This is a genomic window from Streptomyces sp. NPDC045021 (assembly GCF_056432645.1).
In genome coordinates, this window is the sequence record NZ_JBWKIQ010000010.1 from 314,337 (window position 1) to 330,265 (window position 15,929).

A 15,929-nucleotide genomic window follows, 5' to 3' on the forward strand; every position below is an offset into this window, starting at 1 on the left:
CCGTCCGGCGGTGTCCCACCGAAGCGTGGTCCCTCTCGACACGTTATGTGACACCTACGGCTTGGCCGACGAGGTGATAGGCGATCCGGTCGGGGCTGCGGAGTCCGGCACCCCCGCGTAGTCGGGCAGCTCGACGCCGTTGATCGCGCGCCCGACCAGCTCGGTGAACCATTCGCTGGCGAAATCGGGGCGCGGCTCGGCGTCTGGCCCGGGGACGTCGCGGCTGCGGCCGTTCAACCGGCCGATCTCCTGGTTGGCCTCGACGAACGAGCGCATCCGCGCCTCGTAGCGGGCGAACCCGGCGTCGGGGTCCCATTCGGCAGCGGCCAGCTCTCCGGCCAGCAGGTAGGCACCGACCAGGGCCAGCCCGGTGCCCTGCCCGGACATCGGCGACGAGCTGAACGCCGCGTCCCCGAGCAACCCCACCCGTCCACTCGACCAGCGGTCCATCACCACCTGGGCGACCTGGTCGAGGTAGAAGTCCGGGGTGTCGTCCAGGTGCGCGAGGATGTCCGGGGTCAACCAGCCCATGCCCGCCATCCGCTCCCGCAGTAGGACCTTCTGGGCCGCGACGTCACGGTAGTCGAAGTCGAAGTCGGCCGAGGCGAAGTAGAACATGGTCATCGCCCGGGTGGCGTCCTGGATGGGCCGCAGGAGGGCGGAGCGCCCGGACTCCTGATCCTGGTACTCGAGCAGCCAGCGGTCCAGCCCGAACTCGTTAGGCACACTGTAAAAGGCCAGCACGTGCCCGAGGTGGCGGAGGAACCGCTCATGCGGCCCGAAGACCATCGCTCGCAGCTCCGAGTGCAGCCCGTCTGCCCCGACCACCAAGTCGAAGCGCCGCCGGTTGCCGCCCGCGAAGACCACGTCGACCCCGTCCGCGTCCTGGGCGAGCCCGGCGATTCGGTCGCCGAAGACGTACTCGACGCCGTCGCGGGTGTCGTCGTAGAGCACCTGGGACAGGTCCCCGCGCAGGATCTCGATGTCCGCGATGAACCCGTCGCCACCGTCGTCGTCGGCGCGGAAGGTCTCCAGCACCTGCCCGTCCGCGTCCACGGTGTGCGCGCCGGCGGTGTCGGTGCACGCCGCGCGCACCGCCGCGTCCAACCCCATGCGCTCGATGACCTCCTTGGCGACCCCGCGCGCGTCCACCGCCTGCCCGCCGGGACGCAGCTCGGGAGCCCGCTCCACTACGGTCACCTCAGCCCCCCGCCGGCGCAGCCAGTGGGCCAGCGCGGGTCCCGCGATGCTCGCCCCCGCCACCAACACCCTGGGACCGCTCACCCGCGCCCCCTGCCCGCCCGTCCGGATCGCGTGCCCCTGGTCGGAGTCGTCGACGCTCATCACAGCCTCCATCTGCTTCCTCCCGCGCTGGAACGTCCCCAGCACAGGCCCACCGCTGTCGGTGTATCCAGCCGTATCGACCACGGATCCGCACAGAACTCATCGGTCACGGCAGACCTTGATGTGAAACGCCAACTCCGATGAGACTCACATCAACCCAGACTGGTGTAAACCAGGCGAACCAGCCTGTCAGCTGGTACTCCAGCCGTAGATCGTGCTCACGGATGGGAAGGTCAGGCCCGGGACGCTCCGAGGAACCGCAGCACGGCCAGGACGCGGCGGTGGTCCGCGTCGACCACGGGCAGGTCAAGCTTGGCGAAGATGTTGTTGATGTGCTTCGCCACGGCGCTCTCGCTGACCACCAGCGCCTGCGCGATGCCGGCATTGGAGCGCCCCTCGGCCATCAGGCCGAGCACCTCCCGTTCGCGGGGGGTCAGCCACGCGAGCGGGTCGCTGTCGCGCCGCAGCAGCAACTGGGCGACGACCTGCGGGTCCAGGGCCGTGCCCCCGTCCGCCACTCGCCGGACCGCCGCCACGAAGTCGGCGACATCGGCAACCCGCTGCTTGAGCAGGTAGCCCACACCGCTGGTGTTCGCAGACAGCAGGTCGGCCGCGTACCGCTCCTCCACGTACTGCGAAAGCAGCACCACCGGCGTCCCCGGCCAGCGCCGACGGATCTCCATCGCCGCCCGCACCCCCTCGTCGGTGAAGCCGGGCGGCATCCGGACGTCGATCAAGGCAAGTTCGGGCCGGTGCTCCGCCACTGCCGCCAACAGCCCTTCCGCGTCGCCGGCTTCCGCGGCGACCTGGAACCCGCCCATCTCCAGCACCTTGATCAGGCCGACCCGCAACAACACCGAATCCTCGGCGATCACCGCGCGCACGGCAGCTCCGCGGTGATGGTGGTGGGCCCGCCAACGGGGCTGCTGACGTGGAAGGCCCCGTCGAGGGAGCCGACCCGCTTGGCCAGCCCGGTCAGCCCCGTGCCGGCGGCGGCGTCGGCACCGCCCAGCCCGTCGTCGGTAACGCGCACTCGCAGCACCTCGCCGACCTGACGGACTATCACCTCTGCACGCATCGCGTTGGCGTGCTTCGTTGCATTGGTCAGCGCCTCAGAGATCACGAAGTACGCGACTGACTCCACGTTGGGCGCCACCCGCTCCTCCAGATTGACCCTCAGCCGCACCGGCAAGGGCGTGCGGGCAGCCAGCCCGGACAACGCCGCGTCCAGACCTCGGTCTTCGAGCACGGCCGGGTGCAGCCCCCGCACCAGGTCATTGAGTTCGGCGATCGCCTCCTTCGCCTCCAGGTGCGCTCTCGCGATCACCTCGCGGGCATCACTCGGCAGGTCCGGGCGGGAGGCAATGGCCAGACCCAGGTTGACCGCGAGAGACACCAACCGCTGCTGGGTGCCGTCGTGCAGGTCGCGCTCGATCCGGCGGCGCTCCGCGTCGACGGCCTCGATCAAGTCGGTCCGGCTCACGGCCAGCTGATCGACCCGCTCCTGGAGCCGCTGCGCCCTGCTGGGCCCGAGCAGGCCCAACGCCAGCCGCGCCTCGGCCCGGGCTACTGCCCGCGCGGTCCAGGGCAGGGCGCACAGGAGGAGGAGTCCAGCCGCTGTGTAAGCCGGCAGCTGGGTCAGGTAGCCGAACCAGTCCTGGCGGATTGCGGTTGGCAGCGCCCATGACCAGGCGTAGGCGATGACGCCCGCCAGGCACGCCGCTGCCACCGCGAGCACCAGCAGCTCCAGCAGCGCGAGCAGCGGGCCCAGCAGGAGGTGGTAGCCGATCTTGCGCCAAGGCCGCGTCGCCGCGAGCCACCGGGCGGTCGAGACCCACGTCCATTGTTCCGGCGCGGTGGGGGTGAGCCGGGGGACGTCCACACCGATGAGCACCCGGTAGCGAGCCCGCTGAACGGCCGTCAGCACCGGGGTGCCGAGCAGGACCAGGGCGGCCGACATGGAAACCGTAAGGAGCCAGTTCCCCGTCCTGGCGGTAGTCGCCGCCGCCCAGGCCCACACGGGCACCAGCGCCAGGTGCGGCAGCACACCAGCGGCAAGAAAGCCGGTGTCCCGCTGCGCCCGGAGGACCGTGCGTCTCAGTCCAGCTGGAATCGTCATGGCACGACGCTAGGGCACCGCAGGAGGACGGTGCCATGAAACCTGTACCCGATCTCATGGTGAACCTAGTACCCGCTGTAGATCTTGATCTTGGCCTGTGGGCGGACAGCATCTCGGGGCGGTAGGTCGGCTGCTGCTGGCCGCTGGCAGGTAGACCGGGCCCGGTGGAACATGCCCGATGCCCCGGTGAGCATCGTCATCAAGTTCTTCGGGGCACCGGACGCCGAAGCTGCCGCTGCTGTCGCGGAGGGTGGTCCCGACGGGGTCTTCGAGTCCCTGACCTTCGGCAACTTCGATGTCGAGGAGGCTCTGATCGAGTGGGAGGGCATCTTCACCGATCGGAGCTTTGAGGAAGTCCTTGACGACGATGTTCCCGAGACTGTTGTCGACCCGGACGACGGCGAGGGTCCGCTCGTCCTCGCCGTCTCCGGCACCCTTCGAGATGCCCTGTGCACTGCCGTCGAGCACCGGCTCGCTGAAGTCAGCCGGCTGTGGGTGGCCGAGCGGGCGGCAGACGGCGAGGTCTTCGACCCCGAGATCGCCGTGTGGATCCTGAGCGGCTTGGCCGACCTGGCCCGTGCCGTCCGCGAGGGAGACGAGAACCTGTACTGCTGGGTGGCGTAGAAAGGGCACGGCCACCGTTGATCATCGTCGGTTGTGTGGACAGACGAAGATCAGCCGAGGGCGGTGGGCCACAGCGTAGACCCTGCCCGGTGGCAGCTGGTGTTCGACGACCTGATGGCGAGGGGGGCGAGGCGGTTCGCCCGGGTCGAGCCGCGTCGCAGGGCACGGGCCTTCGTGCTGGGCCTGCTGGCAGAGTTGCCGCGGAAGAACTGCTGGACGATCGCGGAGCATGCCGGTGACAGCAGTCCGGCCGGTATGCAGCACCTGCTCAGCCGCGCGTCCTGGGACGCCGACGGAGTCCGCGACGACATACGGGACTTCGTGGTCGAGCATCTCGGCAACCAGGACGCCGTCCTGGTGGTGGACGAGACCGGTGACCTGAAGAAGGGCACCGCGAGCGTCGGGGTGCAACGCCATTACACCGGGACCGCGGGGCGAATCGAAAACGCCCAGGTCGCCGTCTACCTCGTCTACTCCACCCCGGTCGGGCACGCTGCCATCGACCGGCGCCTCTTCATCCCACGCTCCTGGACTCAGGACCCCGACCGGTGCCCGGCCGCAGGCATCCCGGACCACACGGGGTTCGCCACCAAGCCCGCCCTGGCCACCGAGTTGATCACCCAGGCCCTGGACGCCGGCATCACGGCCTCATGGGTCACCGGCGACGAGGTCTACGGCGGCGACCCCCACCTGAGCGCCGAACTGGAGCGCCGTCAGGTCGGCTACGTCCTCGCCGTCTCACGCAAGCGACCGATCCCGACCCGCGCGGGCGTCTTCACGGCCGGCATGCTGGCCCACTGCCTCCCGAAGACTGCATGGCAGCGACTCTCAGCCGGAGACGGCGCCAAGGTCACCGCTTCTACGACTGGGCCCAAGTAGAGATCGACAGCCCGGCGAGCAGCACGGGTCACCGGTCGTTACTCATTGCCGAACCTGGCCAGCCCCGCCAATGCCCCGGCCGCGGTGACGAACTCTGGTAGCTTTCAGGATCATCCATGCGGCGCCTGGGGGAATAGTTATGCGTAAAGGAATGGGAGTAGCGGGCCTTGTCCTCGCGGCGGCTCTGATCACGAGCGGCTGTGGCAGCGACAGCAAGCCCGACCCAGTGAAGGCATCCGGCACGATGGGGCTGGACGGCACCTGGGCTTCGGATGCCGGAGCCGACTACGTGTCCTTTAACGTCACCAACGCGTCAGCCTTGATGTCCACCCCACGTACCTGTTCCGGCAGCGTGGCCAACAACGGCAGCATTGTTATCAGGTTCGACAGGTGTACCGACGGCAACACCGATCGCGCGTCCGGCCAAGCCACCCTGAGCGACGACGGCAGGACACTCGACGTTACATGGCAGTTGGGAAACAAGGAGACCTTCAAGCGTCAATAGGTGCCTGGCCTCGCGCTTTCACGAGCGGGCTTGCCCGGTCCTTGATCAAATAAGCAGAGAGCGCTTCTGACCTGCAATGCAATGACGGGACCTGTCCAGGGTCCTGTTCGCCGTAAGGAAAGAAGCACCTCCAGTCGAAGTAGCGCATCCGGTCGTACCGACCTGTCCAGGGCGACGGTGGCGCGTGGCCTCGCAGGCCGGCGGGGTTGCTGCTAGGCGGTGCCTTCAAAAGATCTTGAGTAGTGGATCATGGTCGGGTGATACGTCGACATGAACTGTCCGATGCTGAGTGGGAGTTCGTCCGTCCGCTGCTGCCCGTGTCGTTGCGAGGTAGGAGACGGGTGGACGACCGCACCGTGCTCAATGGCATTGTTTGGAAGTTCCGTACCGGCACGCCCTGGCGCGATGTGCCCGAACGGTACGGGCCGTGGGCCACGCTGCACACGCGGTTTCGCCGGTGGGCGTTGGACGGCACGTTCGAGCGGATGCTGCAGGCCGCGCAGGCCAGGGCGGACGCAAACGACGATATCGACTGGCTGGTGTCGGTCGATTCCACCGTGGTCCGCGCCCACCAGCACGCCGCCGGGGCGCGAAAAGGGGGCTTCGCAGCCCCGGCCTCGGACGCTCCCGAGGCGGTCTGACCAGCAAGATTCACCTGGTCTGCGATGCGGTGGGCCGGCCGCCGGCTTTCACGATCACGGGCGGCAATACCAACGACTACACCCAGTTCACCGCCGTGATGGAGGCGATCCGGGTGCCGCGGATCGGACCGGGGCGCCCGCGGGTGCGGCCCGACCATGTGCTGGGCGACAAGGGCTACAGCTCGTGGGCGATCCGGGACTGGCTGCCGCGACACGACATCGGCCACACCATCCCCGAACGCGCCGATCAGATTGCCCACCGCCTACGGCGCGGGCGCCGCGGCGGCCGCCCGCCGACCTTCGATGCAGAGCTTTACAAGCACCGCAACGTTGTCGAACGCTGCTTCAACCGCCTGAAGCAGTGGCGCGGCCTGGCCACCCGCTACGACAAGACCGCCGAGTCCTACCAAGCAGCCGTCACCCTCGCATCACTCCTCATGTGGGCATGACCTTTGAAGACCACTCCTAGGCCGCCGCCTGAGAATCGCCAGATCTGCGCGCAACACAGTGAGACGCTGAAAGGACCAGCGAGAACGGACAGCGCCCGACCTGCGTACTCAATGTTCCCTACGTTGTTCTGCGGGACTGGGCGAGCCCTTCGTATGGTTGGCGCCTACCCAGGGGCGTCAGCTGTGGCATTCAATGTTCTGCCACTTGTGGCTTCCACTGATTGGCCGCCTGACGCCCCACGACAACTCGGCTGCCAATTAGGAATTGCGAACGATCGCTCCGTAGGGAATCGACAGCGAGGTCGTCCGTCGGGAGGTACCACCACCCACCGCGCGGAGGCACCCCATGGCGGCTATCTGGGCCGGCATCGAGGCAGGCAAAACCCACCATCACTGCGTCGCGATCGACGAGAGCGGCCGTCGGCTGCTGTCCCGACGCGTCGCCAACGACGAACCCGAACTGCTCGAACTGCTCGCCGACGTCTCGGCCTTGGGCGACGAGGTGACCTGGGGCATAGACCTGGCCGACGGCGGAGCCGCTCTCGCCATCGCGATCCTCCTCAACCACGACCAACCGGTTCTCTACCTCTCCGGCCGGGCCATCCACCGCGCCTCCGAGGGCTACCGCGGCGAGGGCAAGACCGACGCCAAGGACGCAGCCGTCATCGCCGACCAGGCCCGTATCCGCCGCGACCTTCATCCCTTGCGGACCGGCGACGGGACCGTCACCGATCTGAAGATCCTCACGGGCCGTCGCATGGACCTGGTCGCCGACCGCACCCGCACCGTCAACCGGCTCCGCGCCCAGCTCACCGGTATCTTTCCCGGCCTGGAGCGGGCGCTCGACCTCACCAACACCGGCCCTCTCATCCTGTTGACCGGGTACCAGACACCTGCAGCCATTCGCCGGCTCGGGGCCAAGCGGTTGGAGACCTGGCTGCGCAATCGCAAGGTTCACCACGCCGATCAGCTCGCCGGGACAGCCCTCCAGGGTGCCGAGCGCCAGCACACCAGCCTCCCCGGGGAGAAGCTCACCGCCCACCGCCTGGGCGGACCTCGGGATGGGACTGGGCGTGACGGCGCGTTTCTGGCCGCCGGACCGGAGCTGTTCGGCAGGGCGTCTTCCGGGGTACCGGGGATGACGCCCTGGGACCCCGGTGGGTCATCGGCGGTTGATATGGATCGTCACCGTGGCGACCGTGCCGCCGGCGAAGACGCTGCCACCGAAGACGGCGACGGGGGCGACTTCTTCCGGGTGACTGCTGACCATCAGCAATCTGCCGGTGGAGGTGGTGACGCTCTTTGTGAACCGATCGGTCAGGGGTAGGACGTGAACGGGTGAATCGACATCACGCTCCGGCCTGAAGGCGCAGGCCTGCCAGCGTCAGATCCAGTCCGGCGAGGAACTGCTCCTTGTCGTCGTGCCCGTCGAACTCGTCGACGATGTCGTGCACGAACGGGAACTCCTCAGCGTCGAGCGCACGCCACGCCTCGGCGTAGCGGCCGAGGAACTCGTCGCGGTCCACGCTGCCGTCGAGCACCTCTTGGGGCGGTTCCTGTCCCAGGTCGGCGGCGTTGCCGACCACGACGCCCACGATCGCCGACACGGCGTGGAACCGCTGGCGTGGTGTGAGGTCGAGTCGAAGGGTCTGGCGCCCCAGCTCCTCGTAGAGTCGCAACGCGTTGCCCGGGACGTCGATGTCGTGCATGAAGTGCGCGCCCAGCCACGGTCGGTCCACGATCGCGTCGAACAGCGTGACGGCCATCACGCGCAGGTCATCGATCGGGTCGCCGCTGCTGGTGTGCCCTTCGACGGCGGTCAGCACCCCGCCGAGCACGTGATCGATGGCGCGCTCGAGGAGCTCGTCCTTGCCGGCGACGTACCAGTAGATGCTGCCGACGCCGGTGCCGAGTCGGGCGGCGAGGGCGCGCAGGGTCAGGGCCGGCTCGCCCGCCTCGTCGAGCAGGGCCACGGCCGCGGTGAGAACGGCCTCGAGGGAGTGCGAGGCACGTTGACGTCCCCGGGAAGGACGATCGGCGGGTCGTGGTCGCGGGCTTGTCATGGTGCCCATCCAATCACAGCTTGCATCATTATCGAACCTCGTTCTATCGTAGAACGTCGTTCGATAGTCGGCGACGTTCCGAGAGAAGGCCCGCCATGACCACGACCGGCACCACGCCCGCAGCCTCGCGCACCTATCCGTCGCTGCGCGCGGCATGGATACCCCTGGCCGCGCTCTGCCTGGCCTTCTTCGTCGAGATGGTCGACAACACACTGCTGTCGATCGCGCTGCCCACCATCGGCCGGGACCTCGGCGGCACCACCACCGCGCTGCAGTGGATCACCGGCGCGTACTCACTGACGTTCGGCGGCCTGCTGCTGACGGCAGGATCGATGGCCGACCGGCTCGGACGCCGACGGGTCCTGCTGGTCGGCCTGGCGGTGTTCGGTCTCCTGAGCCTGGCCGTCGTCGCGGTCACCACCACCGGACAGCTCATCACACTGAGGGCCGGCCTCGGCATCGCCGCAGCCGCGATGGCCCCCATCACCAACTCACTGGTCTTCCGGCTCTTCGACGACAAAGCGCTGCGGATGCGCGCCATGACCCTGATGATCGTCGTCGGCATGTCCGGCTTCGTCCTCGGCCCGCTGCTGGGCGGCACCGCCCTGGCCCACGTGCGGTGGCAGTGGCTCCTGCTCGTCAATGCCCCGATCGCCCTGATCGCAGCCATCGGCGTCCGTCTCGGCGTCCCGGCCGACCGGCCGCAGGACCTGACCCACGACCAGCTCGATCTGCCGGGCGCCGCCTTGAGCGTCACCACCATCGGCCTCGCCTGCTACTGCCTGACCAGCGGCGTCGAGCACGGCTGGCTCTCCACGCCCACCCTCGCATCGATCCTCGGCGCCATCGCCGCGGGCAGCGCGTTCGTGTGGCACGAGCGCCGCAGCGCATCACCCATGCTGGACCTGCGCCTGTTCTCAGGCGGCACCGTCCGCGGCGCCGCCATCGCGCAGATCGGCACCGCCATCGCGATGGCCGCCGTGATGTTCGGGCTGATCCTCCACTTCCAGTACGCCTACGGATGGAGCCCCGTACGGGCCGGCCTGGCGAACCTGCCGATCATCGTCACCATGATCGCCGCGACCCCGCTGTCCGAATGGCTCGCAGCAAGGTTCGGCCACCGCATCGCCTGCCTGATCGGCGCGGCCTGCCTGGCCGGCTCACTGGCCGGCCTGTCCTGGAGCGTCGACCACGGATACACCGCCATCGCCCTCTGCCTGATCGTGATGACCATCGGACTACGCACCGTCATGACAATCTGCGCCATCGCCCTCGTCGACGCCATGCCCGACAACCGCACCTCGATCGGCACCGCGCTCAACGACACCGCCCAGGAAATCGGAAGCAGCATCGGCACCGCCCTCGTCGGCACCCTGATCGCCGCCCTGGTCACCACACAACTGCCCGCAGGCACCTGGAACGACACCCTGGTCGCGTCGTTCTACCACGGCGAACGCATCACCTACGCCGCACTCGCGGTAATCGTCGGCCTGATCACAGCCGGCGGAGCACTCACCCTCACCAACTCCCACACCACCCAAGAACCCACCCAAGACATCCAAGAAGCACCCACAACAGCCTGACCACACACCCCCCGGCCAACCCCCGTTCCACCCACGCCAGCCACACGACCCGGACCTCCCCCGACCGGGCCGGACAAACCAACCACCGCGGCGCAGCGCAGCGCGGCGAGGCGAGGCAGGGGCGGCCGGGGCGAGGAGCGCCGGCGGCGGTGACACGGTACGGGTGGCGGCCAGCATCACGTACGCCGCCACCGCACCGGCGTGCGGTGGCGGGCACCGCGCGGTCCAGGCAGCCGATCCCTCCGGCGACACCGTCGTCATGCCTCCGCCACCCGGCCCGACGTGAAGTGGACCGACAGTTCAGCTCGACGCGGGTGTGCGCCGGTGATCCCCGGTCAGCGGCGGCCGGCGGCCGGCGGCCAGGATGACGAGGAACGGGCCGCCACCCGCCTCGATGTCGGCGCTCACCGGCAGCCCCGGTGCCAGCCGGGAGAACCGGTCCACCAGCCAATCCGCCCCCTCTTGGGCGTCCCGCCTCGTCGCACAACAGCGCGGCAGGAGTACCGGACCGCCGGCCGTACAACGACAGGGGGCAGCCCCGGCGCCGCCGCGCAAGCCGAACCGGCCGGGGCGAGGCCGCGGCCGGGCAGCAAGGCGGTGCAGGCGGCACGCGGCCCGCCGCTGGTGGGCGGCGCGGCGGCGGACGCGGGCGGTCCGCGGAGGGCAGGCAGCGCAGCCCGGCCAGGAAGGGGAGCAGGGAACCGCGGGCACCGTCCGCAGCCCTACACAAGCCTCTTTATCTCGCCCCGCACCCGGTAGAAGCCGCCGGAAGAGGTGTGCAGCGCGTCCACCACATAGCGGGCGCCGATCTGCCGTATTGAGCGCGGGAACTGGACGTGCCACGTCGGCTCAAAGCCGTCCGAGACGACGTGGACCCGCATCCGCCCGCCAACCTGCACGCACTCCACGACGATCCCGTCCCCCGGCGCGGGCACCGCGCTCACCGTCGCGACGGTCGCCGCCGGGGTGTAGGTCGGCAGCGCGGCTGCTTCCTTGACATCCCTGGCCACCGGCACCGTGCCGGTCTGCGCCGCCGCGATCGCCGCCGCGCTCGCGTCGATGCAGGCCAGTGAGCCGTCCGTCGTCACGATGTACAGCTTCTCGTCCCGGTACTGCATCGAGAGCGCCGAGCCCCCGCCCGTGCCCAACTTCCACAGCCGGGTGCCGTCCGCGTCGAAACAGTAGACCGAGGAGGCGGAATCGCCCGCGAAGACGTACTGGCCGCCCTGGGACGTGGCACAGGAGTACACCGCGGTGTCACAGGCGTACGTCGCCTCGATCCGGCCCGTCCCTTTTGATAGTCGCTCCACCACGCGCCGACCCGTGCCCGCGTACACAGCGGTGTCCTCCTGCCACCCGAACAGCACGTTCCCCGTGGTCCGGGTGTGCCACAACTCCCCGCTGCCGTCGGCCGCGTAGGCCGTCACCCCGTGGTTGTGCCCGTGGAAGACCGCACGGTCGTCCGCCCGCACCATCCAGGCACTCGAACCCGCCGACCTGCGCGACCACTGGAACTCGTCCTCGTGGTCGATGACGGTCAGACCGCCGTTGCGGTCGGCGACGTTCAGCACGCCCTCGTGGATGTCCAGCCAGAAGATGTCCACGTCGTCGGCGATCTCATAGGCGGCGAAGGGCACCTTCGACGACAGGTCGTACACCTTGCCGTCGTCACACCCCGCGTAGATCCAGAAGTCGTCCGCCACCAGGCACTTGACCCCGTCCGGCAGCGAGAACCGGGCCAGCACCTCGCCGTCGTGGCCCAGGGTGTAGACATCGCCGCGCTGGTTCCCCACCCAGCAGCGGTCCTCGTCGATGTGGATCCCGAAGGCCGAAGCGCCTGTACGGAACCGCCACAACACCGGCGCCGTCGCCCGCGCCGTGGAGGGCGCCGAGGTCACCTGGCGTCGCGTCACAGGACGCGCGGCGCGCTGCCCCGGCACCGCCGGCGCGTATCCCTTCCGGACCTTCTCGCCTATCTTCTTCGCCGCCGCGGCCTTCGCCCTCTCCGCTGTGGGGAACGTGGAGACCTGGTGCTGTCCGCCCGCGCCGATCCGCCCGTATCGCACGGAAACCGCCGTGCCGTTGACGGTCACCTCGTAGAACTTGTGCGCCCCGCCGTCGTCCTGCGACAGCTCCAAATACGTCGTCTCTTCCGCCTGCGCAGGCGCCATGGCACACCCCTCCCCACGGACCGGCCAGTGCGGCCGATCTTCAGTGATCTCAACGTAGCCGCCACCACTGACAATCGGTCACACAGAGTTGTGCCCGCAGGTCAAGCTCAGGAGAAGTGAAGCGAGCAAGGAGGCCGTTGCCCGGCTTCGCTACGTCCACGTGATGTGTGAGGTGGAAGCGCGGTGAAGCCCGTCCCGGGGCAGCCACGCGCCCGCGCAGCCGCGCCCTGGGCGTACAGCGGGCCTGGCGGCGCCGCAGGGTAGGAGTCGGCCGGTTCATCCACCGGAATGGCTGGTTCATCGGTCAACTCTGCGTGGACGGAACAGTCACCTCATGGGCATCGAAAAGTTCAGCGAAGAACGCCTGCAGGAGGGGGCGGGCTTGCTCCCGGTCGCTCAGTTCCGTGGAGCCGAAGCGGAAGACCTCGCGTCCGGCGAGCTTCAGCTCGCGGTCGCCGCGCATATTGGCCGCGTAGGCCTGGCCGGTTCGCCCGCGAAGGACGCCATCTCGCCCCGACCGGCCGCCGCAGTCTGAGGGACGGGTCCGTCCCGGACCCAGCCAGCGCGCAGCAGGGGAAGGCAGCCCCGGGGAGGGCCAGCCCGCCCGCGGGAAGCGCCGGAACGTCGTTCACCCTCTACATGAGCGTCAGGATGTCGGGCCGCAGGCTGGGGAAACACTGTGCACAAGATCGATACCGGTCGCCGCCCGCGCCAGGCCAACCTGCAACTTCAGGCGGATGAGGATCCGCCGGGCAATGCGTGTCAAGGGCGCGGCGACGCCCGCGGCGGCTCAGTAACGCCCATCTGGACGTGCCCCGGGCGGCCGGCGACCACCGGCGGGTGCTGGCGGTGCTGAGATTCCCGGAAGGAAACGGCTGACCCCGGGAGCTCGCCGAAGGCCCGGCCGACGCCGGCGCGACGAAAGGGTTGGTGTGCGGGGCCGACGGAACCGGGTAACGTCTTTGTCATGTTCTTCCAGACACCGATTTACGAGTGAGAGCGTGATGGGCCCCTGCTGACGTCCTTCGACGTCGCCGCCCGTCCCCCACCGATGAATCCGTAGATCACTTCACATCATTACCGGGAGAACCCGTGACCGTGAGCAAGAACATCAACAACCCCGTGGGCATGGGCGGCGGCCAGCGCAAGAGGCTGTCCCGCGCCGAACGGCAGAACAACGGTCCCCACCGCAACCTCGACCGCCAGGGTGCAGCCGACCAGAAGGCGGAGCTGGTGCGCAAGATGCGCGAGAAGGCAGGCGCAGCGGACGGCGCCGGGCAGGCGGGCGACGACACCGCACAGAGCTGACGCACCGCCGCCGCAGGGCGGCACCGCACGGGGCAGGGCCCGGACCGCGACGCGCGGTCCGGGCCCTGCTGCCGTATCGGGGCTCTGCTGCCGTACCGGGCGCGGCCGGTCCCGCTCAGCTCTCCGCCGACCACCCGCGTCTCAGCTGACCACCCGGGGCAGCCGCAGATTCGGCAGCCCCGTCACCGCCACCACCCCGAGCTGCACCAGCAGCTCAGCGCGTTTCCGTTCGAGGCGTTCGTGACCACGCAATACATGCGGATCCCAACTGTCTGGCATTCGGTCAAGGTGCTGTTTCACTCGGCCCTGTCGGATCAGTCGGCGCGGCTGCCCAATGGGGGCCACGGCCCGTCGGGCCATGGCCCGTCGAAGGCCTCTCCGCAGTCGCGGATCAAGCCCGCTCCACCACCAGGGCCTCGCCGATGACCAGACAGTCCTGCGTGTCGCGGGCCTGCGGGAAGCTCTGCGGCCTGAGCTGCAGGCCGGCACCTGCGAGCGCTGCGACCACCCGCGCTGCGAGTTCCGTGCGCCCGATCTCCGGGATGGTGCTGAGGTTGAAGAACAAGTAGGTCCGTGTGTCGTCGTCCGGGCAGACGACGACCGGTCCCTTCGGACCATCGCAGGGGATCCCAGCGCCGGCGATTGCTTGGATCGTCCGGCTGTGGACCTCCGCCGCGTTCTTCAGGTCGACTGCACGTGCCGCGGCGTGGATCGCGGCGCAGAGTTCGGTGGCGGCCGGTATCGCCGCACTGACCGGGATGGTGAACGACCCCATCATGACGGTGTCGGTTGCTGATTCGTACCGAAAGCTCCAGGGGTCGCGGGTCACGTCGTGCGGCGCGCCGACCTTGCGGGCTACGGCCGGTGCTCCGCCGCCCTTGCCGCGTGCCCAGTCCTCGAAGTGGGCCAGCCCGTCACGGACATGCTTGATGTCGGGCAGGGCGGCCTCATAACGCTGTTGGGCCTGTTCAAGCGCATCGACGACGGTCGGACTCATTCCGAGATCCTTGAGGGCGATCTGTTCGAGCTTCACCGCCGCGAGCAACTGGCGCAGTGCGACGACCAGCGTCCGTGCGTCGATCTGGCGAGAGCTGAACCAGCCGGTCGGCTGGTCATCGCTGTGCATGCGCTGGATGGTCAGGACGACGGTGGCCTTAAGCCAGCCCGCCTCCGACGCCGCAATCGCGTACGGGTTGTCTGCTGGTGACCAGTCGTCCGGAAGGCTGTCGCTCATAGCGACATTTTGGGCCACCTCCCCCATCGGCCGCTGCGGTTGTTCAGCTGGAGCGTGCCTCTTTGACTCCCCCCGCGATGGGGCGTCGTGCGAAAGTGACGGTCATGTCGAACCTGGGTCATCGCTTCCGATCTTTCGGAGTCGCGCTCACTCCGACGCGCTTCGCTGCGTGCCGAGAGACGGACGCACCTGCTTTGGAGCATGCCCTGGCAAACGGGACCACACTCTGCGGCATACACGGGAACGAGGTGACCGTGTATCGGCACCTGTTCGTTGCACGAAAGGCTGGGAGATGTTCGGAGTGCAGGGCGAGGGCAGCCGACGCTCCTCACGCACCTTGAGTTAGAGGCCTCTCCTCCACCGGGGAGCTTGTAGGAGAACTGGGCAAGCTCCCAAGGGACTGCGCTGCCTATCCGGCCAATCGGGCGACCCTTTCACTCCTGATCGCTGCTGAGTTCAGGAGCCTTCGATCGGCCCGGCCCGATCCCATCCAGGCGCCCGCACGTCGATCGTGAGACCTCCCGATCCGACCTCCTCGCCGCAGGTCCGGCACGTCGACGTCAGATCGAGGTCGTGCTCGGCGTCGTGCTCGGAGCCGGGCCCGCCGCGATGGCGGAAGGCGACCGGCGGAGTGTCCACCGCCCAGCGATCGCCCCAGGCCAGCAGCGCGCGCATCACCGGTGCGAGATCGCGGCCGGCCTCCGTGAGGTGGTATTCGAAGCGCAGTGGGCGCTCGCTGTAGGCGCGGCGCTCGACCACGCCCGCCTCTTCCAGTGCGCGCAGTCTGGCGGCGAGGCGGTCGCGGGGGGCGCCGGTGTTGCGGACGATCTGGTCGAAGCGCTGGTTGCCGTAGAAGATCTCGCGGATCGCCAGGAGGGCCCAGCGTTCGCCGACGAGTTGCAGCGCGGCGGCCGCGGAGCACGGCCGACCGGGCACTTCGGGGTGCGGAACCGAACTCTCGCCCTGCTTCGTGGTCGCGGTCATGTTCCCATCCTCTCCCGCGTCCGTT

At 68.9% G+C, this 15,929-nt stretch carries 14 protein-coding genes and 3 pseudogenes; 8 read left to right on the top strand and 9 right to left on the bottom strand.

The annotated features are described in order from the left end of the window. Positions 1–54: 54 nt before the first annotated feature. The 3 genes from AC07DC_RS28610 to AC07DC_RS28620 form a co-directional block, all read right to left on the bottom strand. Positions 55–1,344, bottom strand: a complete 1,290-nt coding sequence (locus tag AC07DC_RS28610; RefSeq protein WP_478917358.1) for an FAD-dependent monooxygenase — start codon at positions 1,342–1,344, stop codon at positions 55–57. Between the two features lie 233 nt (positions 1,345–1,577). Further along, a complete protein-coding gene (locus AC07DC_RS28615) occupies positions 1,578–2,228 on the bottom strand; it encodes a response regulator (RefSeq protein ID WP_478917359.1) in 651 nt (216 codons plus the stop codon). Beyond that, positions 2,216–3,463, bottom strand: coding sequence for a sensor histidine kinase (locus AC07DC_RS28620; RefSeq protein WP_478917360.1), 1,248 nt, complete (start codon positions 3,461–3,463; stop codon positions 2,216–2,218). The genes AC07DC_RS28615 and AC07DC_RS28620 overlap by 13 nt, the downstream gene beginning before the upstream one ends. Positions 3,464–3,649: 186 nt before the next feature. Here AC07DC_RS28620 and AC07DC_RS28625 point away from each other — a divergent pair, with 186 nt between their 5' ends. The 5 genes and pseudogenes from AC07DC_RS28625 to AC07DC_RS28645 all read left to right on the top strand — a co-directional run. Then, a complete protein-coding gene (locus AC07DC_RS28625) occupies positions 3,650–4,087 on the top strand; it encodes a hypothetical protein (RefSeq protein WP_478917361.1) in 438 nt (145 codons plus the stop codon). A 114-nt stretch (positions 4,088–4,201) separates the two neighbouring features. After that, positions 4,202–5,013 (top strand): annotated as a pseudogene (locus tag AC07DC_RS28630) (IS701 family transposase); the annotation flags it as partial. 92 nt (positions 5,014–5,105) lie between these two features. Then, entirely contained in the window at positions 5,106–5,471 is a 366-nt protein-coding gene (locus AC07DC_RS28635) for a hypothetical protein (RefSeq protein WP_478917362.1), read from the top strand. 260 nt (positions 5,472–5,731) lie between these two features. After that, positions 5,732–6,561 (top strand): IS5 family transposase gene (locus tag AC07DC_RS28640; RefSeq protein ID WP_478917435.1). Its coding sequence is split into 2 segments (ribosomal slippage): positions 5,732–6,068 and positions 6,068–6,561, totalling 831 coding nucleotides; the frame shifts between segments, so codons are not numbered across the junction. A 346-nt stretch (positions 6,562–6,907) separates the two neighbouring features. Next, positions 6,908–7,600: pseudogene (locus AC07DC_RS28645) on the top strand (IS110 family transposase); the annotation flags it as partial. A gap of 310 nt (positions 7,601–7,910) precedes the next feature. On the opposite strand, the gene AC07DC_RS28650 reads toward AC07DC_RS28645, so the two are convergent. Then, entirely contained in the window at positions 7,911–8,624 is a 714-nt protein-coding gene (locus tag AC07DC_RS28650; protein WP_478917363.1) for a TetR/AcrR family transcriptional regulator, read from the bottom strand. A gap of 95 nt (positions 8,625–8,719) precedes the next feature. On the opposite strand from AC07DC_RS28650, the gene AC07DC_RS28655 reads away from it, so the two are divergent. Then, positions 8,720–10,207: an MFS transporter gene (locus AC07DC_RS28655; protein ID WP_478917364.1), complete on the top strand. Its 1,488-nt coding sequence runs from the start codon at positions 8,720–8,722 to the stop codon at positions 10,205–10,207. A gap of 300 nt (positions 10,208–10,507) precedes the next feature. Here AC07DC_RS28655 and AC07DC_RS28660 read toward each other — a convergent pair. Further along, positions 10,508–10,693, bottom strand: a pseudogene (locus AC07DC_RS28660) (hypothetical protein); the annotation flags it as partial. Positions 10,694–10,929: 236 nt separating this feature from the next. Further along, on the bottom strand, positions 10,930–12,378 hold the full coding sequence (locus tag AC07DC_RS28665) for a WGR domain-containing protein (RefSeq protein WP_478917365.1): 1,449 nt from the start codon (positions 12,376–12,378) through the stop codon (positions 10,930–10,932). A 334-nt stretch (positions 12,379–12,712) separates the two neighbouring features. Here AC07DC_RS28665 and AC07DC_RS28670 point away from each other — a divergent pair, with 334 nt between their 5' ends. Both AC07DC_RS28670 and AC07DC_RS28675 read left to right on the top strand, forming a co-directional pair. Next, the gene (locus AC07DC_RS28670; RefSeq protein ID WP_478917366.1) at positions 12,713–12,913 is read left to right on the top strand and encodes a hypothetical protein; all 201 of its coding nucleotides are present in this window, start codon (positions 12,713–12,715) and stop codon (positions 12,911–12,913) included. Between the two features lie 557 nt (positions 12,914–13,470). Continuing rightward, entirely contained in the window at positions 13,471–13,686 is a 216-nt protein-coding gene (locus tag AC07DC_RS28675) for a DUF6243 family protein (protein WP_478917367.1), read from the top strand. Positions 13,687–13,827: 141 nt separating this feature from the next. Here the strand turns inward: AC07DC_RS28675 and AC07DC_RS28680 are convergent, their stop codons facing one another. The 3 genes from AC07DC_RS28680 to AC07DC_RS28690 all read right to left on the bottom strand — a co-directional run bounded on the left by AC07DC_RS28680 (position 13,828) and on the right by AC07DC_RS28690 (position 15,904). Then, positions 13,828–13,965 carry a hypothetical protein gene (locus AC07DC_RS28680; protein ID WP_478917368.1) on the bottom strand — a complete coding sequence of 46 codons (138 nt, stop codon included), beginning with the start codon at positions 13,963–13,965 and terminating at the stop codon, positions 13,828–13,830. Between the two features lie 112 nt (positions 13,966–14,077). After that, positions 14,078–14,920, bottom strand: coding sequence for a hypothetical protein (locus AC07DC_RS28685; RefSeq protein ID WP_478917369.1), 843 nt, complete (start codon positions 14,918–14,920; stop codon positions 14,078–14,080). 456 nt (positions 14,921–15,376) lie between these two features. After that, complete coding sequence (locus tag AC07DC_RS28690) at positions 15,377–15,904, bottom strand: winged helix-turn-helix transcriptional regulator (RefSeq protein ID WP_478917370.1); 528 nt, start codon at positions 15,902–15,904, stop codon at positions 15,377–15,379. Positions 15,905–15,929 lie beyond the last annotated feature (25 nt).

Bases quoted from the DNA above. Each gene is read 5' to 3' on its own strand.
- AC07DC_RS28650 (WP_478917363.1), bottom strand. From the start codon at position 8,624: ATGACAAGCCCGCGACCACGACCCGCCGATCGTCCTTCCCGGGGACGT.
- AC07DC_RS28665 (WP_478917365.1), bottom strand. From the start codon at position 12,378: ATGGCGCCTGCGCAGGCGGAAGAGACGACGTATTTGGAGCTGTCGCAG.
- AC07DC_RS28655 (WP_478917364.1), top strand. From the start codon at position 8,720: ATGACCACGACCGGCACCACGCCCGCAGCCTCGCGCACCTATCCGTCG.
- AC07DC_RS28685 (WP_478917369.1), bottom strand. From the start codon at position 14,920: ATGAGCGACAGCCTTCCGGACGACTGGTCACCAGCAGACAACCCGTAC.
- AC07DC_RS28635 (WP_478917362.1), top strand. From the start codon at position 5,106: ATGCGTAAAGGAATGGGAGTAGCGGGCCTTGTCCTCGCGGCGGCTCTG.
- AC07DC_RS28670 (WP_478917366.1), top strand. From the start codon at position 12,713: ATGGGCATCGAAAAGTTCAGCGAAGAACGCCTGCAGGAGGGGGCGGGC.
- AC07DC_RS28690 (WP_478917370.1), bottom strand. From the start codon at position 15,904: ATGACCGCGACCACGAAGCAGGGCGAGAGTTCGGTTCCGCACCCCGAA.
- AC07DC_RS28680 (WP_478917368.1), bottom strand. From the start codon at position 13,965: ATGCCAGACAGTTGGGATCCGCATGTATTGCGTGGTCACGAACGCCTC.
- AC07DC_RS28620 (WP_478917360.1), bottom strand. From the start codon at position 3,463: ATGACGATTCCAGCTGGACTGAGACGCACGGTCCTCCGGGCGCAGCGG.
- AC07DC_RS28610 (WP_478917358.1), bottom strand. From the start codon at position 1,344: ATGAGCGTCGACGACTCCGACCAGGGGCACGCGATCCGGACGGGCGGG.